Below are 23,051 nucleotides of genomic sequence, written 5' to 3'. Positions count from 1 at the left end.
TGAGGCCGCCCCGCGAGGGCCGCCCACCGTGGTCATCGGCCTTCGATGATCCGCTCGACGGTGTCGGCCTCCGCGGCCGACTTGTCGGGCCGGTGCCGTACGACCCGGGCGAACCGGAGCGTGACACCGGCCGGATAGCGCGTCGAGGCCTGGAGTCCGTCGTACGCGATCTCCACGACGAGCTCCGGCCGTACGCGCACGGTGAAGCCGTCGTCCGACACGGCGAGCTCGCCGAGCCGCTCGGTCTGCCAGCGCAACATAAGGTCCGTGAGGCCTTTGAAGGTCTTCCCCAACATGACGAAGCCGCCGTCGGCGGTCCGTGCGCCGAGGTGGAGGTTGGAAAGCAGCCCTGTTCTGCGACCGTGGCCCCGTTCCACCGCGAGCACGACGAGGTCGACGGTGTGGACCGGTTTCACCTTCAGCCAGGTGCGCCCCCGACGCCCCGCCACATAGGGCGCCTCCAACGCCTTGACCAGCACACCTTCGTGCCCCCGGTCCAGGGTGTCCGCGTAGAACCCCTCGGCGGCCTCGGTCTGCCCGGGATCGGCCGCATCGGTGACGACGGCACGGCGGACCCGCTGGGACTCCGGCAACAGGCGGGCGAGGACGGCGTGCCGCTCGACGCCCGGTCGGTCGATCAGACTCTCCCCCTCCACCGCGAGGACGTCGAAGAAGACCGGCGTCAGGGGAAGCGCGGCGCGCGCACCGGCCACGTCGGCCCGGGAGCCGACCCTGGAGGCGATCGACTGGAACGAAACGGGGCGCTCAGTTGCGGGGTCGAGGGCGATCACCTCGCCGTCCAGGATGAACGCGTCGGCGTCGACCGCTCGGGCCGTCGCGACCACCTCGGGGAGGCGGTCGGTGATGTCGTCGAGCGAGCGGGTGTACACCCGGACGTCCTCGCCGCGCCGATGCACCTGAATCCGGATCCCGTCGAGCTTCTCCTCTACCGCGCACGCCCCCAGGTCGGCGATCGCCTCGGGCACGGAAGCGGCGGTGTGCGCGAGCATGGGCTGCACGGGACTGCCGACCCGCAGCGTGAACCGGTCAAGGGCGGACGCTCCGTCGGCCAGCACGGCCTGGGCGACCGGAGGCAGCGAGCCTTCGAGCATCACTGCGCGCCGCAGTTCGACCGCCGGCACCCCGGCCGCCTTGGCCACGCCTTCCAGGGCCATCGCGTCCAGGGCTCCCTGCCGCACCTCGCCGGCCAGCAACCGCAGCAGGAGTTCCTGTTCGTCGAGGGTGGCGGCCGCCAACAGCGCATGGACGAGCCGGGTCCTCTCGGCGCGGGCCCCGGCGCCGGACACGGCGGCGAGCTCCGCCATCGCCTGGTCGACCTGCCCCAGCGTGAGCACGGGCCCGTCGGCGGGCGGAACAGCCGGTGGGATGACCTCCTTGAGGATGCTCCACCCGACCCCGATCCGCCCCTGCGGCAGCCGCCCGGACAGATACGCGATGACGAGCGGGCTCTCCTCGGGCTCTGCCTCGGCGAACAGCTCCCCCAGTAGAGCGATCTTGCGCGAGCGCGCGGAGGTGGCGGCGACCTCCCGGGACACTTCCGCGACACGCGCCAGCAGCATGGGCCCATCCTCCCCACCCGCCGCGCCGCCCGCACGCCGGAGCACGGCATCACGGCCAGGCCACCGGACGCTTCCGCCGCCGAGGCCGCGCCGCACCCGTCGCCCGCCCCCGCCGGAGACGCTCGAACAGCCTGCTGCGCATGGGCCGCCCTGGTGGACGATCGCCCGCCCCGGACCGAGCTGCCGGAACGGGTCCGGCAAGATCCAGCATGCCGAGATCCGGCAGGGCAAGATCCGGCACGGCACAAACCGGCACCGCGAGAGCCTCCACCGCGGGAACCGCCGCCAGAGCAGGCACCACCGAAGCAGGCAGCGCCGGAGCAGGCACCACCGGAACGGGCACCGCCGGAGCAGGAACCGCCGGAACAGGCACCGCCGAAGCAGGAACCGCCGTAACAGGGACCACCGGCGGCTCCCATGACCAGGCCGTCGGCACCGCCTGTACCTGCGCGGCCGCTCCCGTCTCGCCGGGATGAGGCGCCTGTCGTTCCGCGCGTGCCTCGTCCAGGGCCAGGGCCAGGCTCAGGCGGTGCCAGAGGATCTCGTCCGGGTCGTCGGCCAGAGTCAGCCGTTCGGCCAGTTCACGCGCGACCGGCGACACGGGCATCCCGGGTGGCGGAGGCGGGCGCAACCGGTCGAGGTGGGTGCGCTCGTAAGGATCGTCGACCACCTCGGCCACCTGGACCGGATCGAGCAGGGAGGCGATCGCGGCGGCCCGTACCCACGGGTCCTCGGTGGCGCGGAGCAGCAGGGCGAGCCGCCGCGCACGCCAGTTCCTGGGCCGCCGGTCCTCGTGCGCGGCAAGACGCGCACGGAGTTCCAGCGGCAGCCGCCCGGTGAGGAGGTCGGGGCGCGTGAGGCCGAACTCGACGACCTCCTGCGCCAGGTACATCCACACCACGGCCCGATAGCGGTTCAGCGAGAAGCGCACCGGGCTGACGTGCCCCGTCCGGGCCAGCCGGGTGAACCGGTCGACGGTGATCCCGAGGAGGGCGGCGGCCTCCCCCGTACCGACAGCGCGTACCCGGTCGCGCAGGCCGGCGGGGAAGTCCGGGGCCGCCCGGAGGCGGTCGAGTTCGCACCGCTCGACCCGCCGCCGTTCCCCCTCGCCGGCCGGTACCGTCCGCACGAGGCCGAGCTGGACCGCGAGCCGGAACTCGTCGCGCCTCAGTTCCAGTTCCTGTGCGGCCCGCCCCGGCGTCACCGTGCGCGCTCCTTCGTCCACCGTCATGTCGCGGCCCTCCCCCTTGCGTCCGTGTTCTCTTCGGGTCGCGGGCCCCTCGGACCCACTCAGAAGAACGTAACGCAGAGTGACGACACTCGCACGACCTGTGGACAGTGCCCTGTGGACAACCGACCGCAGTCGCGTCAGAGCGCGCCGCCGCCCGGGATTCCGGGCTGCCGCGCGGCCACACCGAGGTGTTCGCCGACTCGGTTGACCAGCAGCGTCATCTCGTACGCCACCTGACCGACGTCCGCCTCCGCCGCGCTCAGGACGCACAGGCAGCTGCCTTCGCCCGCCGCCGTCACGAAGAGCAGCGCGTCGTCGAACTCCACCATCGTCTGCCGTGCCCTGCCCGCCTGGAAGTGCCGGCCCGAGCCCCGCGCGAGGCTGTGCAGGCCCGAGGAGACGGCCGCCAGGTGCTCGGCGTCCTCGCGGACGAGTCCGCTGCTCGCGCCCGTCACCAGACCGTCGTTCGACAGCACCAGCGCGTGCCGTATGTATCCGACCCGCTGCGTCAGGTCGTCCAGGAGCCAATCCAGGCCCTTGTCCAATGCCATCAGTGGTCCTCCCCCTAGCCGGCACGTCCCCCTCGGGCGGACCTTGTTGGTCCGCAGGGCCTCGTGGTTCGTACCGTCGTCGTCCGCGTATCGCCGCAAGCCTTACGCACTGTCGTGAACAGGGCAAGCACCCCACCACGCCCGCGCGTGCCGCAGGATGGGGTCATGAGGAGAATGACTGAGGAAGAGTGGCGGGATTTCGTGTCCGAGGGGACCCGCACGGGCAAGCTGGCGACCGTGCGCGACGACGGCAGTCCGCACGTCGCTCCCGTCTGGTTCCTGCTCGACGGCGACGACTTGGTGTTCAACACGGGCAAGGACACGGTGAAGGGCCGCAACCTCGCCCGCGACGGCCGGGTGTCCCTCTGCGTCGACGACGACACCCCGCCCTTCGCCTACGTGTCGCTCCGCGGTCGCGCCGAACTCATCGAGGACCCGGCCGAGTTGCGCCGCTGGGCCGCCCGGATCGGCGGCCGGTACATGGGGGCGGAACGGGCGGAGGAGTTCGGGAAACGCAACGCGGTCCCCGGCGAGCTCCTCGTCCGGGTGAGGATCGAGAAGGTGACCGCCGAGACCGGCATCGCCGACTGAGGTCCGCCCCCGCCGACTCACCGCCCCCTTCAGCCGACCGTGTCGAGGAGCCGCGCGGTGTGCATCCGGCCGGCGTACTCGACCAGGCGGATCAGCACCTCCTTTCCCGAATCGCGGTCGCGCGCGTCGCACAGGACGACGGGCGTGCCGCGGTCCAGGTCGAGTGCCCGGGAGACGTCGTGCGCGCCGTACGTACGCGCGCCCGTGAAGCAGTTGACCGCGACCACGAACGGGATCTTCCGGTGCTCGAAGTAGTCGACGGCCGGGAAGCAGTCCTCCAGGCGTCGGGTGTCGGCGAGGACGACGGCTCCCAGGGCGCCCTGTGAGAGCTCGTCCCACAGGAACCAGAAGCGGTCCTGGCCGGGCGTGCCGAAGAGGTAGAGGGAGAGCCCGGAGCGGATCGTGATGCGGCCGAAGTCCATGGCGACGGTCGTGGTGGTCTTCTGGTCGACGCCCCCGGTGTCGTCGACCAGTTCGCCGGCCCTGCTGAGCTGTTCCTCGGTGCGCAGGGGCCGGATCTCGCTGACGGCGCCGACGAGGGTGGTCTTGCCCACGCCGAATCCGCCGGCGACCAGTATCTTCAGGGCGAGGGCGGTGGTGTCCGGGCCGTCCTCGGCACCGGTGCTCTCAGAGCGCTCGTAGGCCATCGATTACTTCCCTCAGGATTCTTTCGTCGGGGAGCTGTGCGGGGGGTACGGGCCGGCTGACGCGCACGAAGCCCGATTCGAGGAGGTCGCCGAGGAGGACCCGGACGACGCCGACGGGCAGGTCGGCGTCGGCGGCGAGTTCGGCCACCGACTGGGTCTCGGCCCGGCACAGGGTGAGCAGGGACCGGTGCTCGGGGCCGAGGAGTGCTTCCTCCGCCGGACCGGGCGGCTCGTCGTCCACGACGACGAGCGCGATGAGGTCGAACCGTACGTTGCTGGGACCCGGTTTGGTCCGTCCGCCGGTCATCGCGTACGGGCGCACGAGCGGTCCCGCGTCGGCGTCGTACCACTGACTGCCCGGCACGCTCGGGCCGTCGCCGGTGCTGTCGTCGTTCATGGGCTTCTCCGGGTCAGCCGGCGGCCGGCGGGGTCGCCGCGACGCGCGGCGGGGTGTGGAGGTGCTCGCCGACGCGCTTCACGAGGCGGGCCATCTCGTAGGCGATGAGGCCGATGTCGGCGCTCACGGAGCTGAGGACGGCGAGGCAGGAGCCGTCCCCCGCCGCGGCGACGAAGAGGAAGCCGTCGTCCATCTCGACCATCGTCTGGCGGACTCCGCCGGTGTGGAACTGGCGTCCGGCGCCCTTGGCGAGGCTGTGGAAGCCGGAGGCTATGGCGGCCAGGTGCTCGGCGTCCTCACGGCTGAGCCCGTTGGAGGCGCCCACGGCGAGTCCGTCGTTCGAGAGCACCACGGTGTGGCGGACCTCGCGGACCCGCATGACGAGGTCGTCGAGGAGCCAGTCCAGTTCGCCGGACCGGTGGAACGAGATCCGCTCGTGGTCGATCATGCGTCGTCTCCTTCGGAGCGAGGGTCGAGAGGGGCGGTGCCGTGGCCGAGTTCCCGGCCCGTGTCGGTGGCGAAGCCCGTACCGAGGGGTCGTCTGGCGCCCGGGGCGGCGCCACCGCCCCGCTGCCAGCCGTCCCGGTACGCCGCCATACGGTCCCGGACCTGTTCCGGTGTACGTGCGTCGGTGCCGGGTGCGACCGGTACGGGCACCGGCGTCGGGGCAGGCGCCTCACGCAGCTGCGGAACGAGGCTCGCCTGGCGTACCCGACGGGGCAGTTCACCCTCGGAGTCACCGCGTCTGGAGGGTCCTTCGCCGGGCAGTGCGGCAGGTGACTGCTCGCGCGTGGTCGGCGGCACGGGCGGCGGTACGGCGGGGCCGCGGCGGCGCAGTTCGGTGACGCCCGCGTGGGCCGGAGCGGGGCCGGGGCCGGGCTCCGGGCGCGCCCCGAGCGCGGGCACGGCTGTCGGGCGCGCCGGCGACTGCGGGCGGCCGGCCGTCGGGGACTGGGGAGGGTTCGACGGGCGGGAGCCGTCCGGCTGCGGGGGCAGGCTCCCCGGTCGCGCGCCCGCCGAAGGCTGTGCGGCCGGGCGTCCGGAGACCACGGGCGAGCTCGGTCCCCCGGTCCGCGCGGGACCCACCGGCGTGGGCGGGCCGCCCTGCGGGGCGGGCTGCGGCGCCTGGGGCCGGCCGAAGCGGCGGGCCTCGGCGCGGTGCGCCTCTTCACGTTCCCGCGCGGCGCGTGCGGGGTCGGTGTGCGGGGCCTCGCCGGTCCTGCCGTCGGCGGCCGGTCCGCCCGACGCGTGGGTATGGGGGTTCCCCGCGCGCGGGGTTCCGGCCGGCGGGGTGTCGGATGCGCTCGCCGACGCGCCTCGGCCGGGGGGCAGTGCGCCCTGGAGGAGGTCGGTCGGGAGCAGTACGACGGCGGTCGTGCCGCCGTAGGGGGAGGTCCGCAGGTGGACCTTGATGTCGTGGCGGGAGGAGAGGCGGCTGACCACGAAGAGGCCGAGCCGGTCGCTGTCGAAGAGGTCGAGGGCCTCGGACTGGGCGATGCGGGCGTTCGCCTCGGCGAGGGTGTCCTTGCCCATGCCGAGCCCCCGGTCCTCGATCTCCAGGGCGTAGCCGTTGCCGACGGGTTCGCCGCTGACCCGCACCTTGGTGTGGGGCGGGGAGAACTGGGCGGCGTTCTCGATGAGTTCGGCCAGGAGGTGGGTGAGGTCGGCGACGGCTCCGCCGACGACGGCCGTCTCGGGGAGCCGGCGTACCTCCACGCGCGCGTAGTCCTCGATTTCGGAGACGGCCGCGCGGACGACGTTGGTGAGGAGGACGGGCATGCGCCAGGCGCGGCCGGGGGCGGCTCCGGAGAGGATGATCAGGCTCTCCGCGTGGCGCCGCATGCGGGTGGTGAGGTGGTCGAGGCGGAAGAGGTCGCCGAGTTCGTTGGGGTCGTCGGCGCGCCGTTCCATGCTGTCCAGGAGGTTGAGCTGGCGGTGGACGAGGACCTGGCTGCGGCGGGCGAGGTTGACGAAGACCCCGGAGATGCCGCTGGCGAGTTCGGCGCGTTCGACGGCTGCGGAGAGCGCCGCGCGGTGGACGGTGGTGAGGGCCTCGCCGACCTGGCCGATCTCGTCCTGGGAGACGGGACCGGGCGGGGCCTCGGCCTGGACGTCGATCTCCTCGCCGGCGCGGAGCCGGCGCATGGCGGCGGGGAGTTTGCGGCGTGCGATGCCGAGGGCGGTGTTGCGGAGGCTGACGAGCTCGACGACGAGGCCGCGGCCGATCCGTACGGAGATGACGAGCGAGGCGGCGACGGCAGCGAGGCCGAGGACGACCGCCGCGCCGCCCGCGGTGAGGGCACCGCCGGCGAAGGGGTCGGCCCCGTCGGCGGCCGCTCCGCGCGCGTCGGTCTCGATCGCGGTGAGTCCGCTGCGTACGGCGGCGGAGGTGTCGTCCCACTCGGCGGAGGTGACGGCCTGGGCGGCGGGGCGGCCCGGGCTCGCGGCGCCGACCCGGTCCTCGGCCCGGGTGAGCCGGGCGTGGTCGCCGCCGGTGGAGAGCCGGGCCCACGCAGCGCGTTCGGCGGCGGGCAGGTCGGCGGTGGCCGTGGCGGTGAGGGTGCGCCGGGTCTCGACGGCCCCGGAGAACGCGCGGAGCCGGTCCGCGGTGAGTCGGCCGGTGAGGTGGGCGGAGGTGAGGAGGGCGTCCTCGCGGGACAGCATCTCGCCGGCCCGGCCGAATTCGAGGAGCACGCGCGCGTCGGACCCCTGCTCGGCGTCCTGGATGCCGGTGAGGCCGCCGCCGACCGCGAAGGCGGCCGAGATGGTGTCCGTGTACGCCTCGTAGACCTGGTCCCAGTCGGCGCGCCCGTCGGCCGCGGCGGTGCGGAGCCGGGCGAGTCCCTCGACCTTGCCGACGAAGACGCTCACCCGCTCGGCGACGTCGCCCGGCAGGTCTCCGGTGTCGCCGACGGTGTGGGTGCCGTCCAGGCGGAGCCGGTCGACGGCCTCGTCGGTGCGGCGGATCCGGTCCTTGAGCTCGGCGGCCCGGGTGGCTCCGGGCGCCGCGACCTGCCGTACGGCGGCGCGCCGTTCGGCCTGGAGGGAGGCGAGGGCGGCCGTCACGGGCTCGCGGATCTCGGCGTCGACGCGCTGGAGCTGGCGGAGGCGGGCCACGTCCTGCGCGGTGGTGACGGTGGCGAAGCCCCAGAGGGCGAGGAGCGAGACGACCGGGACCATCAGGAGCGAGACGATCTTGGCGCGGACCGTGCGCGGGCGCAGCCCCTGGAACGAGGGACGGACGCGTGACGCGTCGGACGCGCGGGGCCCGACGGAGGAGGCCTGGGGCCGTCCGAAGGGCTGGGGCCGTCCGGAGGCCTGGGGACCGCCGGACGCCTGAGGACGCTCCGAGGCCGGTGCCGCGGCGTCGGGGCCTCCGGCGACGAAAGGCCCATCGGGATGCCCAGCGGCGTGCCCGGCGGCGTGCGTGGCACCGTGCCCGGCGGGGTGCGCGGCAGCGTGCCCGGCGGGGTGCGCGGCAGCGTGCCCGGCGGGGTGCGCGGCGGCGCCCGGCGCGGAGGTGCCCTCACGGCCCGGCGTTGTCGGGGAGGCCTCGGGGGTCCGCTCCCCCGGCTCGTCGGCGGGCGGGCCTGCGTGTGCGCGCCGCCCGCGCGCGGCCGCCGGTGGCGGCGTCGCCGCCTCGGCGCCCTTGTTCTTGCGGGGAGTTCGCATGGCCTCCTCGTTCCGGCTGCGTCTGTCTCTGGTGCGGTGTGGCATACGTCGGGGATCAGGTCATGCGGGTCAGGTCGTGGGCGTACGGGCCGCTTCCGCGGGGCGGAAGCCGGGCGGTGCGACGTCGACCGCGCGTTCGTCCGGTTCGGTGAGGCGTCCCGCGGAGGCGTACGCGGCGCGTTCCCGGGCCGTCGGCGAGAGCGCGACGAAGGCGGAGGTGATGAAGAGGTACGAGCCGAGGCCGACGGCGAGCGGGAAGATGAACTGCATGACCGTGGCTCCCGGGAGGGTGGCTCCGGAGGGGACGACCTCGACCCGCACCGCGAACATGCCGGTGTAGTGCATGCTGCTGACGGCCGCGCCCATCACGAGCGAGGCGACGGCCACGGCCACGGGCGCGTGGATGTGGAGCGCCGCCCAGAGCGCGGCCGTGGCGGCGACGACGGCGATCAGCACCGAGAGGCCGACGAGCAGCGGGTCGTACCGCACCTGGCCGTGGAGCCGGAGGGCGGCCATGCCCATGTAGTGCATGCTCGCCACACCGACGCCGGTGGTCAGCCCGCCGATCAGGAGCGAACGGACCCGATCGCGTCCGTAGCCGACGGCGAAGACTCCGACACCGACGACGGCCATCGCGATGACGAGGCTGAGGATGGTGAGCGGAACGTCGTAGCGGATGTCGGTGCCCGTCACGCCGAATCCGAGCATCGCCACGAAGTGCATCGTCCAGATGCCGGTGCCGATCGCGGAGGCGGCGGTGAGCAGCCAGTTGCGCCGCGACCTGCCGGTCGCGTCGAGCGCTCGTACGGTGCAGCGCAGCCCGAGGGCGGCGCCGATGCAGGCCATCGCGTACGACAGCGCGGGTGTCAGCCAGCCGAAGGTGGCGTGGTCCAGGTGTCCCATGGCTCAGGGACGCTAGTGCGCACCGGGGGGCGCACCGGGGGCGCATTTCGAAAGCTGCTGGAATATGACAGAGAGATGGTCCCGAACGATCAGGCCGAGCTCGAACGTGCACACAGAACGTTCACCCCTCCGTGTGCGGAACGATGCGCGATCATGAGCACATGAGCGATGACCCCACACACGTACGAGAGTTCTTCGGCGCCCGCGCCGCCGACTGGGACAGCCGGTTCCCCGACGACGGCCCCGCGTACGCCGCGGCCGTGGGCGAACTCGGCCTCCGGCCCGGCGACGCCGTGCTCGACGCCGGCTGCGGGACCGGCCGCGCGCTCCCGCCGCTCCGGGCCGCCGTCGGTCCCTCCGGCACGGTGCTCGGGGCCGATCTCACCCCTGAGATGCTCGAACGGGCCGTCGACGCCGGACGCGGCGGGGAGGACGGCGGGACGCTCCTGCTCGCCGACGTCGGCCGGCTGCCGGTACGGGACGGAGCGCTCGACGCCGTCTTCGGGGCGGGGCTGATCTCGCATCTCGCGGAACCCGTCGCCGGTCTGAGCGAGCTCGCCCGGGTCGTACGGCCCGGGGGCAGACTGGCGCTGTTCCACCCGATCGGGCGAGCCGCCCTCGCGGCCCGTCACGGCCGGCAGATCACGCCCGACGACCTGCGCGCCGAGCCCCGGCTGCGCCCCGTGCTCGCCGAGGCCGGCTGGCGACTCGTCAGCTACGTCGACGAGGACACCCGCTATCTGGCCCTCGCCGTCCGCGAGGACTGAAGCGGCCTCCGGGGCCGGATGCGGAAGCGCCGACGGATGCCAACGCACCCTTCTTTACCGGCACTTCACTGTCTACCGTAGAAATGCCGGGCAGTCGTGCCCGGGAAAGGCGGCGGGCCGTGGCACGAGTTCCGGAAACACTGCGCAGACTCCTCCCCTCCGGCCGGAAGGCGCCCGAAGCCGCCACGCCGGCTCCACCGCGCCCCCGGCAGGGGCACAACCTCTTCGAGGCCGCCGCCGAGTACGTGGCGGCCTGTGCCGAGGACGATCCCGCCCGGGCGGAGGAGGCGGCGAGCCGGGTCTCCCCCGGCATGCTCTCCTTCGGCGTCAACGAACTGGCGTGCCGGGCGCTGCTCACCCTCGCCAGGGAACGGAACCAGTCCCCTCGCACCGTCGCCCGCTCGCTGCTCGGCCTGCGGGACGAGCAGGCGACCCGGCGGTCCGGTGAGGCGTGACGGACCCGCGCGGGCGCGTCGAGGTTCCCTGGTGGAGACCCTCGACGCGCGGGTTACCCACTGGTTAAGGTGCGCCGACGACCAGATGGGGAGGAAGCCGTGGCTGGGACGGACCCGATCGCCGAGGCGGACGCCGACGCGCTCCTTGTGCTGACCGCGGCACTGCTGACGCCCGCGCGCTTCCCGAGCGTGCTCGGTGACGACTACCCGGCGGCCTGCGCCGCGCTGGGCCTGCAGCCGTACGCCGAGGGGTACGGGCTCGTGTTCGGGCAGGACGGGCACGGTGCCCGCTGGACGGTCGTCGTCGACGACGTCTCGCTCGTCGCGGTGGCCATCTCCTCCTGGGACTGCGGCATGGCGTACGACCTCTCCCCCGACGAGCACTCGGTGGTGGCCGGGCTGCCGGGCTGGCCTCTCCCCGTGAGGACCGTCGCCCCCGGCGTCCCGGCCCCGCACGACCCGGAACCGGAGGAGGGCGACCCCGCGCCTCTCGTCCCGCCCTCCGGCGAGGAGTGGGGCCCGGCGCAGCGCCGGCTGGGCGCCGACGAGGTGGCGGCCCAGTGGGAGGCCTGGCGGGCCCGGGTGGGCGACGAGGGCGGGGAACCCGCGGCCGCTCGTGTCCCGGAGACCACGGGAGCCGCCGGCCCGCCCGCGCGTGCCCAGGCCCCGGCCCCCGGTGGCTCCGCCTCCGACGACGCCTCCCCCGGCCCGAACACCGGCGTCAGGAAGGCCCTGGACGAGTTGCGCGGCTATCTGGAGGAGCCCCCGCCGGTCGGCAGGGTCCGCTCGTCCGCCGGGATACTCCGTGTCGACGGTCCCGGCTGGTCGCTCGTGGCCAAGGCGGACGACATGGCGTTCGTCCTCCTCGACGAGGCCCCGCGCGAGGTGCTGCCCGTGACGCGGGGGCCCAGGCTGCCCGCGCTCCTCGAAGCGCTCGACGCGATGGCCGTACGCGCCTCCTGAGGGCCTCTGCCCGTACCACCCGTCTCCGCGCCCTATAGGACCTCGGCCCGCGGTGTGGTTCCGAACCATGGTCCGGCGGTAGTGGTGCGCCGCACGATGTGGCGCCGCACCCTCTTTTCCGTCGTCCCATCGGAGGCACACCATGCGCCTGTTCCCAGGCGTCTCCCTGTTCGCCGCGCTCCTCACCGGGGTCACCGTCCTCGGCCCCGCGAGCCCCGCCGGGGCCGATACGCCGGCCACCCCGCACTGCGCGCGTCAGGACCGGGTCCAGGTCCCCGGCGCCGAGCGTCAGCAGTCCGCCTGTCTGGACGACCTGACGACCACCGGGCTCGCCGGCACCCCGTACACCGACCTGGCCGACCAGGCCGGTCTGGCCTCGAAGGCGACCCGCAACCCCTCGGGGGTGCCGGGCGTCCAGATCGACGGCTACTTCCCCGACGACTCCCGTCTCAACGCCACCCACGGCTGGGCCCATGACGCGCAGTTCGTCATCCGGCTGCCGGACCACTGGAACGGCGGGCTCGTCGTCACCGGTGCCCCCGGCTCCCGCCGCCAGTACTCCACGGACGCACTGATCTCCGACCAGGTGCTCGCCCGGGGCTTCGCCTACGCCGCCACCGACAAGGGCAACACCGGCCCGGACTTCTTCACCGACGGGAAGGAGCCGGGCGACGCGGTCGCCGAGTGGAACCACCGGGTGACCGAGCTGACGCGGGCCGCCAAGAAGGTCGTACGGCAGCGCTACGGCCACGCGCCGGAGCACACGTACATGACCGGCATCTCCAACGCCGGCTACCTCACGCGCTGGCAGCTGGAGAACCGGCCCGAGCTGTACGACGGCGGGGTCGACTGGGAGGGCGTGCTGTGGACGACACGCGGCCCGAACCTCCTGACCAGCCTGCCGGTGACGGTGGCCAGGACCCAGGGGCTCGCCACCGACGAGGACCTGATCGCGGCGGGCTTCGCGCCCGGCTCGCGCTTCCTGTGGCCGTACCACGAGAAGGCCTACTGGGGTCTGACGCAGAAGCTCTTCCGGGCCGAGTTCGACCCCTCGTACGACCCGGCCTGCCCCGGCTCCACGGCCGGCGGGACCGTGGAGCAGATCTTCGCGCCCTGCGTCTCGGACGCCTCCTACGACTACGCCTCGCGGCCGGCGTCCGTCCACCGCGCGGTCGCGAAGGTCGCGCTCACCGGACGGATCGGCAAGCCGCTCATCACGCTCCACGGCGATCTCGACACCCTGCTGCCGATCGCCACGGACTCCGATGTGTACGCGCGGATGATCGACGGGCGGGGCCGAGGCGGACTCCACCGCTACTACACGGTCCAGGACGGGACGCACACGGACGGCCTCTACGACACGTATCCGGACCGGCTGCGACCGATCCTGCCGTGCTACCGCTCCGCGTTCGACGCCCTGACGCGCTGGGTCGAGGAGGGTACGGCGCCGCCCGCGGACCGTACGATCGCGCGGCCCACGAGCGGTGACGTGGTCAACTCCTGCGCCCTGGAGGGCTGAGCGGGATCCTGAAGGCGCTCAGTGGAAGGCTGAGCGGGGATCCTGACGGCGCTCAGTGGAGAGCTGAGCGGGCTCCTGAGGGCGCCCTGGAGGGTTGAGCGGATTCCTGAGGGCGCTCAGACCCGCTCCAACGGGCGGTGCGGCTCGGCCGGCAGTTCCACCCGGATCGGGTCGCCGGGCCGCACCTCTCCGCCGGTGAGCACGACGCCCATGATGCCCGCCTTGCGCACGATCTCGCCGTTCTCGTCGCGGCCGAGGACCTGCTTCAGCAGACCGTGCCGGAAGTTGTCGATCTGCGCGCAGGGGTTGCGCAGCCCGGTGACCTCGACGACGGCCTCCGCACCGAGGTGCAGGAGCGTGCCCGTGGGCAGGGCGAGGAGGTCGATCCCCCGGGTCGTGACGTTCTCGCCGAGGTCGCCGGGGGCGACCTCGAAGCCGGCGCCGGCGACCTCCTCGAAGAGCTCGGCGTGGATGAGGTGGACCTGTCGCAGGTTGGGCTGGGTGGGGTCCTGCGCGACGCGGGACCGGTGCTTCACCGTCACGCCCGCGTGGACGTCGCCCTCCACGCCGAGTCCGGCGAGGAGGGCGATGCCCTCCCTGTTGGGCTTGGTGAACGAGTACGAGCCGTTGCTGCTGACCGTGGTGACGGTGCCGCTGCTCATCCTGAGAGCTCCCCTTCTCTGCCGCTCCGGGTGGCGACGCGCCCGCCCGGACCGATGATCACATCGCACCTCGGTGTACGACCCTACTCGGCGGCCTCGGAGCGCAGCGGCGCGCCCACCTCGTGCAGATGGCCGAGGGCCTGGCGGTACGAGTCCACGAAGCCGGTCTCCGTGTACGGGACGCCCAGCGCGGCGCAGTGGGCCCGCACGGCGGGCTGCGCCAGGCGGAGGTTCGGTCGCGGCATGCTCGGGAACAGGTGGTGCTCGACCTGGTAGTTGAGCCCGCCGAGGAACCAGTCGGTCAGGGCGCCGCCCCGGATGTTGCGCGAGGTGAGCACCTGGCGGCGCAGATGGCCCCAGCTGTCGCCGTCCTCGTGCTCGTCCGGCCGGTCCATTCCCTTGTGGTTCGGGGCGAAGGCCATGCCGAGGTGCACGCCCAGGAGCATCTGGTGGAGGAGGGCGAGGACGAAGGCCTGGGCGGGCGTCAGGAACGCCAGGAGCAGCGTCGCGTATCCGGCGAAGTGGGCGAGGAGCAGGGCGCCTTCGACCAGTCGCTCGCGCCGGGTGCGGCACGGGCCGTCCTTCGCGAGCAGGGCCTGGATCCCGTACACCTTGAGCGCGATGCCCTCCAGGGTGGTCAGCGGGAAGAACAGCCAGGCCTGGTGGCGGGTGAGGAACCCTCGCAGGCCCGTGCGGCCCGCCGTCTGGTGGTCGGCGAAGACGAGGATGTCGGCGGCGACATCCGGGTCCTTGTCGAGGTGGTTGGGGTTGGCGTGGTGGCGGTTGTGCTTGTCGTTCCACCACTCCCGGCTCATGCCGAGGAGGAGGTTGGCGTGGACGAGCTGGAGGATCCGACTCGTCCTGCGGTTCGCGGTGATCTGGGCGTGGCCGGCGTCGTGACCGACGAAGGCGGCGCGGGCGGAGAACAGGGCGAGGGGGACGGCGAGCGGCAGCGCCCACCACGAGGGCCCGATCAGGGCGAGTCCGGCCACCACGGCGGCGATGCCGAGGAGGTTGACGACGATGCCGCGGGCGTACCAGCCGGGGCGGTGTTCGAGAAGGCCCTGTTCCCTCACCGTCCGCAGGAGCGGGCTGAACTCGCTGCCGCCCCGGGCGCGGGCGGGCGCCGCGACGGGTGCGGCGGCCGGGGGCAGGACGGTGGCCTGGGACATGGCGGGCTCCGGTTTCTGTCGGTCGGTGGGGTCGGTGGGCGCCTGTCCAGAAACGTACGGATCCGTGATCGTCCGGGGCCATGGCGTCACCACCCGTCCCCTGTCGGGGGCGCACCGGGGGGTCGGGGTGGGGCGAGCCCCACCCCCTCCGCGAGAGTCCGGCGCGTGTGGCGCGGATCACCTGGAGGGGGCGCACGTCCGGCGACCTCGTGGGGTATCCTCGGCGACTCGGTCTCCAGGTAGTCAAATTTGAGGAATGCGTTGTCGCTCTCGCACGGATCCCATGAACCGGCCCGCGAACCCGACCCCCAGAACCCCTCCCCCGCACACGAACTCCTCCGTCACGCCGCCGTCTTCCTCCCCGCCGATCCGCCCCGCGCCGGACGCATCGCCTTCTGGTCACCGGCCGGCGAACCCCTGCCGGACGCCGTCGACGCTCGCACGGACGACACGGCGATCACGGTCGTCGAGGGCGACCCGCTCCAGGCGGTGACCGTCGCCGCCCGCACCTTGTCCGTACGGGACGCCCTGCCGTTACTCGCCCGTGCACGGTTCTCGGACACCGCCTCCCCCGCGGCCGCCTTCTGGGGTGCCGCGTCCCTTCTCTCCCTGGACCTCGTCGCGCGCGGTCTGCTGCTGCCCGGCCTCACGCCCGGCGACCACGACGCCTGGCGCGCCGGGCCGCTCGGCCCCGCGAAACTGGCCGAACTCCGCGCCCTCGCCGCCTCGATGCCACCCGCGGCGCACGCCGTACCCCTGTCGCTGCGCGCATCCGAGTCGGACGCCGCGCCCCTCTCCGACGAGGAGCCGCTGCTGCTGCCCGAACCCGAGGCGCTGCTCCGGGCCTTCGCCGACGCGGTGGCCGACACGCTGCCCCGCACCCCGGCGGCCCCGCTCGCCGCCGGCGGACCCGCCTTCGCGGCCGACGAACCCCAGCTCGTTCCCGAACAGCGGGCCTGGGCCGCCGACGTGGCGGCGGTGCACGACGCGGGCGTCCGGCTCTCGCTCCGGCTCGAACTGCCCGGCTTCACCGCGGAAGCGCGGGAAGCGCCCGCCTTCCGGGCAGTGCTCCAGCTGCACGGGGTCGCCGACCCGACCCTGGTCGCGGACGCGGCGGAGGTGTGGGCGGGCTCCGGCCGGGCCGGGGCCGCTTTCGGCCCCCGTGCCCGGATGGACGCGCTCCTGGCTCTCCGGCGCGCCGCCCGCGCCTGGCCCCCGCTGTCCCCGCTCCTGTCGGCGGCCGTGCCCGACACCGTCGAACTCGACGACGAGGAGGTCGGGGAGCTCCTGGGCCCGGCCGCCGAGGCCCTCGCGGCCTCGGGCGTCCACGTGCACTGGCCGCGGGAGCTCGCCGACCGACTGACCGCCCGCGCGGTGATCGGCCCGGAGGACACCGGATCCGGTGCCGCGAGCTCCGGCCTGCATGACAGCGTCGGACTCGCCGGCGACGGCTGGGAATCCGCGGACTCCGCCGGATCCGCCCGCGCCTCCGCGCTTCCCTCGTTCCTCGCCGCGGACTCCCTGCTCGCCTTCAACTGGCGCTTCGCCGTCGGCGACCACGAGCTCACCCGGGCCGAGCTCGACCGGCTCGCCGAGACCGGCCGGCCGCTCGTACGGTTGCGCGACCGCTGGGTCCTCGTCGATCCGGCGGAGGTGCGGCGGGCCCGCGCCCACCAGGACCGCAAGGTCACACCCGTGGACGCCCTCTCGGCCGTCCTCACCGGAACGACCGAGGTCGACGGCCGCCCCGTCGAGGTGGCCGCCACCGGCTGGCTGGAGCGACTGCGGGAGCGGCTCGCCGAACCCGAGGGCGACCGCCGGGAGATCTCGCAGCCCCCGGCGCTCGCCGCGACCCTGCGCGACTACCAGCTGCGCGGACTCGACTGGCTCGACCGGATGACCTCGCTCGGCCTCGGTGGCTGTCTGGCCGACGACATGGGCCTCGGCAAGACGATCACCGTCATCGCTCTGCATCTGCACCGGCAGACCGATCCGGCGTCCGCCGGTCCCACCCTCGTCGTCTGCCCGACCTCGCTCATGGGCAACTGGCAGCGGGAGATCGAGAAGTTCGCGCCGGGCACACCGGTGCGCCGCTTCCACGGCGCGGCCCGTGACCTGGAGGAGCTCGCCGACGGCGGCTTCGTGCTCACCACGTACGGCACGATGCGCCTGGACGCCGAGCGGCTGGCCGCCCGGAACTGGGGGCTCGTCGTCGCGGACGAGGCACAGCACGTCAAGAACCCGTACTCGGCGACGGCCCGTCAGCTGCGGACCATCGGCGCACGCGCGCGCGTGGCGCTGTCCGGCACGCCGGTGGAGAACAACCTCTCCGAGCTGTGGGCGATCCTCGACTGGACCACGCCGGGGCTGCTCGGCGGCCTGGGCGCCTTCCGGACCCGGTTCGCCGCCGCCGTCGAGGGCGGGCAGGACCCGGCCGCGGCCGAGCGGCTCGGTGCGCTCGTACGCCCCTTCCTGCTGCGGCGGCGCAAGTCCGACCCCGGCATCGCCCCCGAGCTGCCGCCGAAGACCGAGACCGACCGGACCGTCTCCCTGACGCCCGAGCAGACCGGTCTGTACGAGGCGGTGGTACGGGAGACGCTCGCGGCGATCGCCGAGGCCGACGGCATGGAGCGCCGGGGCCTGGTGGTGAAGCTCCTGACGGCCCTCAAGCAGATCTGCAACCACCCCGCCCAGTACCTCAAGGAGGAGCGGCCGAGGATCGAGGGCCGTTCGGGCAAGCTGGAGCTGCTCGACGAACTCCTCGACACGATCCTCGCCGAGGGCGCGTGCACCCTGGTCTTCACCCAGTACGTGGGGATGGCCCGGCTCCTGGAGACGCACCTCGCGGCGCGGGGCGTGCGGACGCAGTTCCTGCACGGCGGCACGCCGGTCGCCGAGCGCGAGGCGATGGTCTCCCGCTTCCAGAGCGGGGAGGTCCCGGTCTTCCTGCTCTCCCTGAAGGCCGCAGGGACGGGGCTCAACCTGACCCGCGCCGAACACGTCGTGCACTACGACCGGTGGTGGAACCCGGCCGTGGAGGCACAGGCCACCGACCGTGCGTACCGGATCGGGCAGGACAGGCCGGTGCAGGTCCACCGGCTGATCGCCGAGGGCACGATCGAGGACCGGATCGCCACGATGCTCGACCGCAAGCGCGAACTGGCGGACACCGTCCTCGGGACCGGTGGGGACGCCCCACCGGAACTGACCGAACTGACCGATGCCGAACTGGCGGAGCTGGTGCGACTGCGAGGGGACGGACGATGAGCGCATACGAGGAGGGGCACGGTCACGGTCATGGCCCCGGCCGCGGGGACGAGGAACGGACCTTCGAGGTGCTGCCGCCGGTGGGCGGCGGCGGGTTCACCCGCACCTGGTGGGGACAGGCGTGGCTGAAGGCCCTGGAGGACTCCGCGCTCGACGGGAAGCAGCTCAAGGCGGGACGCCGTGACGCGCGCGCGGGGGCGGTGGGCGCCGTCTCGGTGCGACCCGGTCGGATCACAGCCCTGGTGAAGGACCGCGACGGCTCGGCGTACCGCGGTGACGTGCTGGTGCGGGAGTTCTCGGAGGAGGAGTGGGAGCGGCTTCTCGACCTCGCCGTGGACAGCGCGGGTCACATCGCCGCGCTCCTGGACCGTGAGATGCCGCCGCATCTGGTGGAGGACGCGGCGGCGGCCGGGCTCGACCTGCTGCCGGGCATCGGGGACCTGGAGCCGGAGTGCGGCTGCGAGGCCTGGGACCACTGCCCGCACACGGCGGCGCTCTGCTACCAGGTCGCCCGCCTCCTCGACGAGGATCCCTTCGTCCTCCTCCTGATGCGGGGGCGCGGCGAGCGCACGCTCCTGGAGCAGTTGCAGGAGCGCAGCGCGGCCCGTGCCGCCGTGCCGTCCGCGCGGGGCGGGGAGGAGACGGGAGGCGGGTTCGAGGGGGTCGGCGGGCTGCCCGGCGTGTCGGCCGAGGAGGTGTTCGCGGCGGCGTTCCTCGTGCCGCCGCTGCCCGCCCCTCCGGTCGCGCCGGCCGCGCCGGGGCGGTCGCCGTCCCTGGACACGGACACCCCGCCGGAGCCGGGGGTCGACCCGGCCGCGCTCGAGTTCCTCGCGCAGGACGCGGCGACGCGCGCGCAGCGGCTGCTCGGGGAGTTGTCGGCCGACGGAGGGGCAACCGCGCCGGTCGGCGCCCGCCTGACGGTCGCTCAGGACGCGGTCCGGCTCGCGGCGGCCGCTCCCGTTCCCTGGATCGCGGCGCGCCTCGCCTCCGGTTCGGGCAGGTCGCGGACGGAGCTGGACCTGGCCACGCGCGCGTGGCGGTTCGGGGGCGCCGCCGCCCTCGCCGTACTGGAGGAGGAGTGGACGCCGGACGCGGAGGCGCTCGACCGGGCCGGGGTCCGGCTCGCCGGGGCCTGGGCGGACGACGAGCGGCCGGTGCTGCGACGCGCGGGCGGCGCGCGGTGGACGGTCGTGGGCGCGGAGGCGCAGCTGCGGCTCGGCGAGGACGGGCGCTGGTGGCCGTACCTGAAGGCAGGGACCCGCTGGTCCCCGGCCGGCCCGCCGGACCGTGACCCTGCGGCGGCCCTGGCGACGGCGTTCGCCGCCGGCGCTACTGGAGCCGGTGGCTGAGCCTGCCGCTCGTGGCGGCCAGGCTGCAGGCGACGGTGTCCGCGCCGAGGAGGTGACTCGTCAGGTACGGGTACTGGACGAAGGTCGTCCAGCGCGTGCCGAGCGGCTGCCGGGCGGCCTTGCGGCGGAGCGGTTCGCGGCAGAGCGCGGTGGCCGCTTCGCGTACGGCTCGGTCGGTGGCGAAATCGCCGACCAGGCGGGGCCGGGAGACGAGTTCTGCGTGGTGCGGCGTGTCGCAGCCACGGCGGAGGGCGGTGCCCGGCGCGTCGCGGTCGATGTCGAAGCAGTCGCCGACGCTCAGTGCCTCGAAGGAGACGGGCCGCTCGGGGAGCCGTTCGCCTGTCGGGCGATCCGCGGGCACGGGGGCCGTGCTGCCGGACCGGGACGGGACCACTGGTGTGCCGTCCGCGGGCGCGGTACGGGTCGGCGTGTCGCCCCTTGCCCCTGCGGTGGTCGGGGCGGCGGGCGATCCCGTACCGCCGGTGACGACGGGGGACGGCACGCCGACGGGGCCACCTCCCGGTCGGCCGTCGGCGAGGCCGCCACCCTCCGCACCGCCACGGGCGGTCAGGAAGGCGCCGGCCATCAGGGCGGCCGTGAGCAGCGGGACGAGCGGCACACCGAACCGGCGGGCGTGCCGCGCCGCAGGTCCCGGCCGGGGTGAGCCGAGCCGCGCGAACCGCGTCGTCCACCCGCCCTCGGCACCGGTCACGAACCGCTCCACGGCGCGAGGGCCGGTGACGCGGGGATCGGCCGACCCCGGCGCGGTCGGGCGTGTCGAAGGACCCGTACCGGTGGGACCGGACACGCCCGGGCGGCGCGGTTCGGGGGCGCGCTGCCGCCACCGCCGCTCCCCCGTCACCGCCGCCGCCCGGTCATGACTGCCTACAGGCCGAGCTGACGCTGCGCGCCCTCGACCGTCTGGGCGAGGAGCACGGCGATGGTCATGGGGCCGACACCACCGGGGACCGGGGTGATGAGGGAGGCGCGCTCGGCGGCCGAGGCGAAGTCGACGTCGCCGATGTTGCCCGGGTTGTAGCCGGCGTCGATGACGACGGCGCCCGGCTTGATGTCCTCGCCCTTGATGAAGTTCGGCTTGCCGACGGCGGCGACGAGGATGTCGGCCTCGCGGACGACCGAGGAGAGGTCCTGGGTGCGGGAGTGGCAGTAGGTGACGGTGGCGTCGCGGCCGAGGAGGAGCAGGCCGGCGGGCTTGCCGAGGATGGCGCTGCGGCCGACGACGACCGCGCGCTTGCCGCTCAGTTCGACGTCGTACGCGTCGAGGAGACGCATGATGCCGCCGGGCGTGCAGGAGACGAACCCGGGCAGACCGAAGCCCATGGCGGCGAAGGAGGCCATGGTGACGCCGTCGACGTCCTTCTCGGGGGCGATCGCCTCGAAAGCGGCGCGCTCGTCGATGTGCGGGCCGACCGGGTGCTGGAGCAGGATGCCGTGGACCTCGGGGTCCTCGGACAGGGCGGTGATGGCGGCGACGAGCTCCTCGGTCGTCGTGGAGGCGGGCAGCTCGACGTGCTTGGAGCGGATTCCGGCCTTCGCACAGCGGTTCTGCTTCATCTTCACGTACGTGACGGAGGCCGGGTCCGCGCCGACCAGAACGGTCGCGAGGCAGGGGGTGACGCCGGTGCGGCGGGTGATCTCGGCGGCTCGGGCGGCGGTCTCCTCGACCGTGCGGCGGGCGAGGGCCGTACCGTCCATGAGGGTGGCGGTGCTGGTGGACATGGCAACTCCTGGGCGTCGTCTCTGACCGGTGGTTCGCCCAGGCGCACGGCATCGACACGGTCGCGCCACGGGGGACGCTCCGCCGGGCCGCTCCCCGGTGGTGATCCACCTCAAGCGCCAGTCACGGCCCGAGCCCCACTCTACGTGAGCGGTCGGGGGCCGGTCCCGGACAGGGTGCATATGCCGTGGTGCGAGGTGGCTTGTCGGCGGCGCTCGGGCGCACCACGATGAGCGCGACGGGCCGGGACGACCTCGACGAGGAGGCCGAGTTGAACGACACGTGGGTGGCCGGGGAGCCACGGACGGAGCGGGCGCCGACGGAGGATCCGCAGGGGAATGTCGACCCGCGCACCCGGGAGGCCCGCCCGCTGGTGGCCGCGTCCTGGCGCCGCTCGCTCCGCGCGCGCGTGAGCCCCGACGGGGCGGCGCGGGTGGAACTGGACGAGGACGAGCTCGCCGCGTACCGCGAGGCGCATCCCCTGTCCGCGGCGATGCCGGTGATCCGGGAGCTGATGGGGGCGTACGCCACGGACGGGGAGCATCTCCTCGCGGTCTGCGACGCGGCCGGGCGGATGCTGTGGGTCGAGGGGCATCCGGGCACCCTGCGCAAGGCCCGGGGGATGAACTTCGTGGCCGGGGCCCGCTGGTCGGAGACGGCGGTCGGGACGAACGCGCCGGGTACGGCCCTGGCGGTGGACCGCCCGGTGCAGGTCGTCGCCGCCGAGCACTTCCGGCGTCCGGTGCGGGCCTGGACCTGCGCCGCGGCCCCCGTGCACGACCCGTACAGCGGCCGGGTGCTCGGCGCGGTCGACATCACGGGCGGCGAACGGCTCGCGCACCCGCACAGCCTCGGCTTCGTGCAGGCGGTGGCGCGGGCGGCGGAGTCCCAGCTGGCCCTGCTGGGCCCGGCCCCGGACCCGGGCCGACTCAGGCTGTCGGCGCTCGGCCGGGACGAGGCGGTGCTCTCGTTGGGCGGGCGGCGGCTGCGACTGAGCCGCCGGCACAGCGAGATCCTGGTGGTCCTCGCGCACCGTCCCGAGGGAGTGGGCGGCGACGAACTCCTCACCCTCCTGTACGAGGACGAGTCGGTGACCCCGGTGACGCTGCGGGCCGAGCTGTCCCGGCTGCGGGCGCTGCTCGGTCCCGAGGCGCTGCGCTCGCGGCCGTACCGGCTCTCCGGGGCGGTGGATGCGGACTTCGCGACGGTCGACCGGCGGCTCGCCTCGGGGGCGGTCGCGGCGGCGGCCGGGGACTACGCGGGCCCGCTGCTCCCCGCGTCGACCGCGCCCGGGGTCGTACGGCTGCGGGAACGGCTCGCGGACCGGCTGCGGGCGGCACTGGTCGACCGGGGCGATCCGGGGCTGCTCGCCGACTGGGCGTACAGCGCGTGGGGCGAGGACGACGTGGTGGTCTGGCGGGCCCTGTGCCAGGCCGTACCGGCCGCCCAGCTTCCCCCCGTACGCGCGCGTCTCGACTCCCTGGAGGCGGAACTGTCGGCCGGTGCAACGGGGTTGCAACGTACGGGTCTCCACACTCGGGCGTGAGCGCCGGCCAGGGACGGCCGGCGCGTCCCAGGGAGGCCATC

General features: G+C 74.2%; 20 protein-coding genes and 1 riboswitch. Of the genes, 8 read left to right on the top strand and 12 right to left on the bottom strand.

What is annotated here, in order from left to right; genetic code table 11:
- Positions 1-32: 32 nt before the first annotated feature.
- The 3 genes from AC07AW_RS15650 to AC07AW_RS15640 form a co-directional block, all read right to left on the bottom strand.
- Complete coding sequence (locus tag AC07AW_RS15650; RefSeq protein ID WP_478815966.1) at positions 33-1,580, bottom strand: ATP-dependent DNA ligase; 1,548 nt, start codon at positions 1,578-1,580, stop codon at positions 33-35.
- Between the two features lie 49 nt (positions 1,581-1,629).
- Entirely contained in the window at positions 1,630-2,811 is a 1,182-nt protein-coding gene (locus AC07AW_RS15645) for a DUF6397 family protein (protein WP_478815965.1), read from the bottom strand.
- A 137-nt stretch (positions 2,812-2,948) separates the two neighbouring features.
- Positions 2,949-3,362, bottom strand: coding sequence for a roadblock/LC7 domain-containing protein (locus AC07AW_RS15640; RefSeq protein ID WP_478815964.1), 414 nt, complete (start codon positions 3,360-3,362; stop codon positions 2,949-2,951).
- Between the two features lie 165 nt (positions 3,363-3,527).
- Between AC07AW_RS15640 and AC07AW_RS15635 the strand changes: the two genes are divergently transcribed.
- On the top strand, positions 3,528-3,953 hold the full coding sequence (locus AC07AW_RS15635) for a PPOX class F420-dependent oxidoreductase (protein WP_478815963.1): 426 nt from the start codon (positions 3,528-3,530) through the stop codon (positions 3,951-3,953).
- Between the two features lie 29 nt (positions 3,954-3,982).
- On the opposite strand, the gene AC07AW_RS15630 is transcribed toward AC07AW_RS15635, so the two are convergent.
- The 5 genes from AC07AW_RS15630 to AC07AW_RS15610 all read right to left on the bottom strand — a co-directional run bounded on the left by AC07AW_RS15630 (position 3,983) and on the right by AC07AW_RS15610 (position 9,572).
- Positions 3,983-4,600, bottom strand: coding sequence for a GTP-binding protein (locus tag AC07AW_RS15630; RefSeq protein ID WP_478815962.1), 618 nt, complete (start codon positions 4,598-4,600; stop codon positions 3,983-3,985).
- Positions 4,581-4,997, bottom strand: a complete 417-nt coding sequence (locus AC07AW_RS15625) for a DUF742 domain-containing protein (RefSeq protein ID WP_478815961.1) — start codon at positions 4,995-4,997, stop codon at positions 4,581-4,583. The genes AC07AW_RS15630 and AC07AW_RS15625 overlap by 20 nt, the downstream gene beginning before the upstream one ends.
- 13 nt (positions 4,998-5,010) lie before the next feature.
- Positions 5,011-5,445: a roadblock/LC7 domain-containing protein gene (locus AC07AW_RS15620; protein WP_478815960.1), complete on the bottom strand. Its 435-nt coding sequence runs from the start codon at positions 5,443-5,445 to the stop codon at positions 5,011-5,013.
- Positions 5,442-8,669: a sensor histidine kinase gene (locus tag AC07AW_RS15615; protein ID WP_478815959.1), complete on the bottom strand. Its 3,228-nt coding sequence runs from the start codon at positions 8,667-8,669 to the stop codon at positions 5,442-5,444. The genes AC07AW_RS15620 and AC07AW_RS15615 overlap by 4 nt, the downstream gene beginning before the upstream one ends.
- Positions 8,670-8,738: 69 nt before the next feature.
- Entirely contained in the window at positions 8,739-9,572 is an 834-nt protein-coding gene (locus tag AC07AW_RS15610) for an MHYT domain-containing protein (RefSeq protein ID WP_478815958.1), read from the bottom strand.
- A gap of 161 nt (positions 9,573-9,733) precedes the next feature.
- On the opposite strand from AC07AW_RS15610, the gene AC07AW_RS15605 reads away from it, so the two are divergent.
- From AC07AW_RS15605 to AC07AW_RS15590, 4 genes are all read left to right on the top strand, one after another.
- Positions 9,734-10,339: a class I SAM-dependent methyltransferase gene (locus AC07AW_RS15605; protein ID WP_478815957.1), complete on the top strand. Its 606-nt coding sequence runs from the start codon at positions 9,734-9,736 to the stop codon at positions 10,337-10,339.
- Between the two features lie 119 nt (positions 10,340-10,458).
- Complete coding sequence (locus AC07AW_RS15600) at positions 10,459-10,794, top strand: hypothetical protein (RefSeq protein ID WP_478815956.1); 336 nt, start codon at positions 10,459-10,461, stop codon at positions 10,792-10,794.
- A 99-nt stretch (positions 10,795-10,893) separates the two neighbouring features.
- Positions 10,894-11,757, top strand: coding sequence for a hypothetical protein (locus AC07AW_RS15595; protein WP_478815955.1), 864 nt, complete (start codon positions 10,894-10,896; stop codon positions 11,755-11,757).
- 142 nt (positions 11,758-11,899) lie between these two features.
- A complete protein-coding gene (locus AC07AW_RS15590) occupies positions 11,900-13,276 on the top strand; it encodes a tannase/feruloyl esterase family alpha/beta hydrolase (RefSeq protein ID WP_478815954.1) in 1,377 nt (458 codons plus the stop codon).
- A gap of 116 nt (positions 13,277-13,392) precedes the next feature.
- Here AC07AW_RS15590 and AC07AW_RS15585 read toward each other — a convergent pair whose 3' ends face one another.
- Positions 13,393-13,938 carry an MOSC domain-containing protein gene (locus AC07AW_RS15585; protein WP_478815953.1) on the bottom strand — a complete coding sequence of 182 codons (546 nt, stop codon included), beginning with the start codon at positions 13,936-13,938 and terminating at the stop codon, positions 13,393-13,395.
- An 83-nt stretch (positions 13,939-14,021) separates the two neighbouring features.
- Complete coding sequence (locus AC07AW_RS15580) at positions 14,022-15,110, bottom strand: fatty acid desaturase family protein (RefSeq protein WP_478815952.1); 1,089 nt, start codon at positions 15,108-15,110, stop codon at positions 14,022-14,024.
- Positions 15,111-15,371: 261 nt separating this feature from the next.
- Between AC07AW_RS15580 and AC07AW_RS15575 the strand changes: the two genes are divergently transcribed.
- Positions 15,372-18,377, top strand: a complete 3,006-nt coding sequence (locus AC07AW_RS15575; protein ID WP_478815951.1) for a DEAD/DEAH box helicase — start codon at positions 15,372-15,374, stop codon at positions 18,375-18,377.
- Positions 18,374-19,726 carry an SWIM zinc finger family protein gene (locus AC07AW_RS15570; protein WP_478815950.1) on the top strand — a complete coding sequence of 451 codons (1,353 nt, stop codon included), beginning with the start codon at positions 18,374-18,376 and terminating at the stop codon, positions 19,724-19,726. Before AC07AW_RS15575 ends, AC07AW_RS15570 begins: the two co-directional genes overlap by 4 nt.
- Here the strand turns inward: AC07AW_RS15570 and AC07AW_RS15565 are convergent.
- Entirely contained in the window at positions 19,707-20,438 is a 732-nt protein-coding gene (locus tag AC07AW_RS15565) for a hypothetical protein (RefSeq protein ID WP_478815949.1), read from the bottom strand. The two genes, AC07AW_RS15570 and AC07AW_RS15565, sit on opposite strands and share 20 nt — an antisense overlap.
- A 173-nt stretch (positions 20,439-20,611) precedes the next feature.
- A complete protein-coding gene (locus AC07AW_RS15560; protein WP_478815948.1) occupies positions 20,612-21,466 on the bottom strand; it encodes a bifunctional 5,10-methylenetetrahydrofolate dehydrogenase/5,10-methenyltetrahydrofolate cyclohydrolase in 855 nt (284 codons plus the stop codon).
- 28 nt (positions 21,467-21,494) lie between these two features.
- Positions 21,495-21,601, bottom strand: a riboswitch (ZMP/ZTP riboswitch).
- A 134-nt stretch (positions 21,602-21,735) separates the two neighbouring features.
- Between AC07AW_RS15560 and AC07AW_RS15555 the strand changes: the two genes are divergently transcribed.
- On the top strand, positions 21,736-23,010 hold the full coding sequence (locus AC07AW_RS15555; protein WP_478816260.1) for a GAF domain-containing protein: 1,275 nt from the start codon (positions 21,736-21,738) through the stop codon (positions 23,008-23,010).
- Positions 23,011-23,051 lie beyond the last annotated feature (41 nt).

This window comes from Streptomyces sp. NPDC044003 (assembly GCF_056435185.1).
This window is presented reverse-complemented; position numbering and strand designations above follow the sequence as displayed.

What these genes read in the sequence shown, in the direction of transcription:
- AC07AW_RS15635 (WP_478815963.1), top strand. Translation starts at nt 3,528, where the DNA reads ATGAGGAGAATGACTGAGGAAGAGTGGCGGGATTTCGTGTCCGAGGGG.
- AC07AW_RS15620 (WP_478815960.1), bottom strand. Translation starts at nt 5,445, where the DNA reads ATGATCGACCACGAGCGGATCTCGTTCCACCGGTCCGGCGAACTGGAC.
- AC07AW_RS15560 (WP_478815948.1), bottom strand. Translation starts at nt 21,466, where the DNA reads ATGTCCACCAGCACCGCCACCCTCATGGACGGTACGGCCCTCGCCCGC.
- AC07AW_RS15640 (WP_478815964.1), bottom strand. Translation starts at nt 3,362, where the DNA reads ATGGCATTGGACAAGGGCCTGGATTGGCTCCTGGACGACCTGACGCAG.
- AC07AW_RS15585 (WP_478815953.1), bottom strand. Translation starts at nt 13,938, where the DNA reads ATGAGCAGCGGCACCGTCACCACGGTCAGCAGCAACGGCTCGTACTCG.
- AC07AW_RS15605 (WP_478815957.1), top strand. Translation starts at nt 9,734, where the DNA reads ATGAGCGATGACCCCACACACGTACGAGAGTTCTTCGGCGCCCGCGCC.
- AC07AW_RS15590 (WP_478815954.1), top strand. Translation starts at nt 11,900, where the DNA reads ATGCGCCTGTTCCCAGGCGTCTCCCTGTTCGCCGCGCTCCTCACCGGG.
- AC07AW_RS15650 (WP_478815966.1), bottom strand. Translation starts at nt 1,580, where the DNA reads ATGCTGCTGGCGCGTGTCGCGGAAGTGTCCCGGGAGGTCGCCGCCACC.
- AC07AW_RS15570 (WP_478815950.1), top strand. Translation starts at nt 18,374, where the DNA reads ATGAGCGCATACGAGGAGGGGCACGGTCACGGTCATGGCCCCGGCCGC.
- AC07AW_RS15615 (WP_478815959.1), bottom strand. Translation starts at nt 8,669, where the DNA reads ATGCGAACTCCCCGCAAGAACAAGGGCGCCGAGGCGGCGACGCCGCCA.
- AC07AW_RS15630 (WP_478815962.1), bottom strand. Translation starts at nt 4,600, where the DNA reads ATGGCCTACGAGCGCTCTGAGAGCACCGGTGCCGAGGACGGCCCGGAC.
- AC07AW_RS15580 (WP_478815952.1), bottom strand. Translation starts at nt 15,110, where the DNA reads ATGTCCCAGGCCACCGTCCTGCCCCCGGCCGCCGCACCCGTCGCGGCG.
- AC07AW_RS15625 (WP_478815961.1), bottom strand. Translation starts at nt 4,997, where the DNA reads ATGAACGACGACAGCACCGGCGACGGCCCGAGCGTGCCGGGCAGTCAG.
- AC07AW_RS15610 (WP_478815958.1), bottom strand. Translation starts at nt 9,572, where the DNA reads ATGGGACACCTGGACCACGCCACCTTCGGCTGGCTGACACCCGCGCTG.
- AC07AW_RS15645 (WP_478815965.1), bottom strand. Translation starts at nt 2,811, where the DNA reads ATGACGGTGGACGAAGGAGCGCGCACGGTGACGCCGGGGCGGGCCGCA.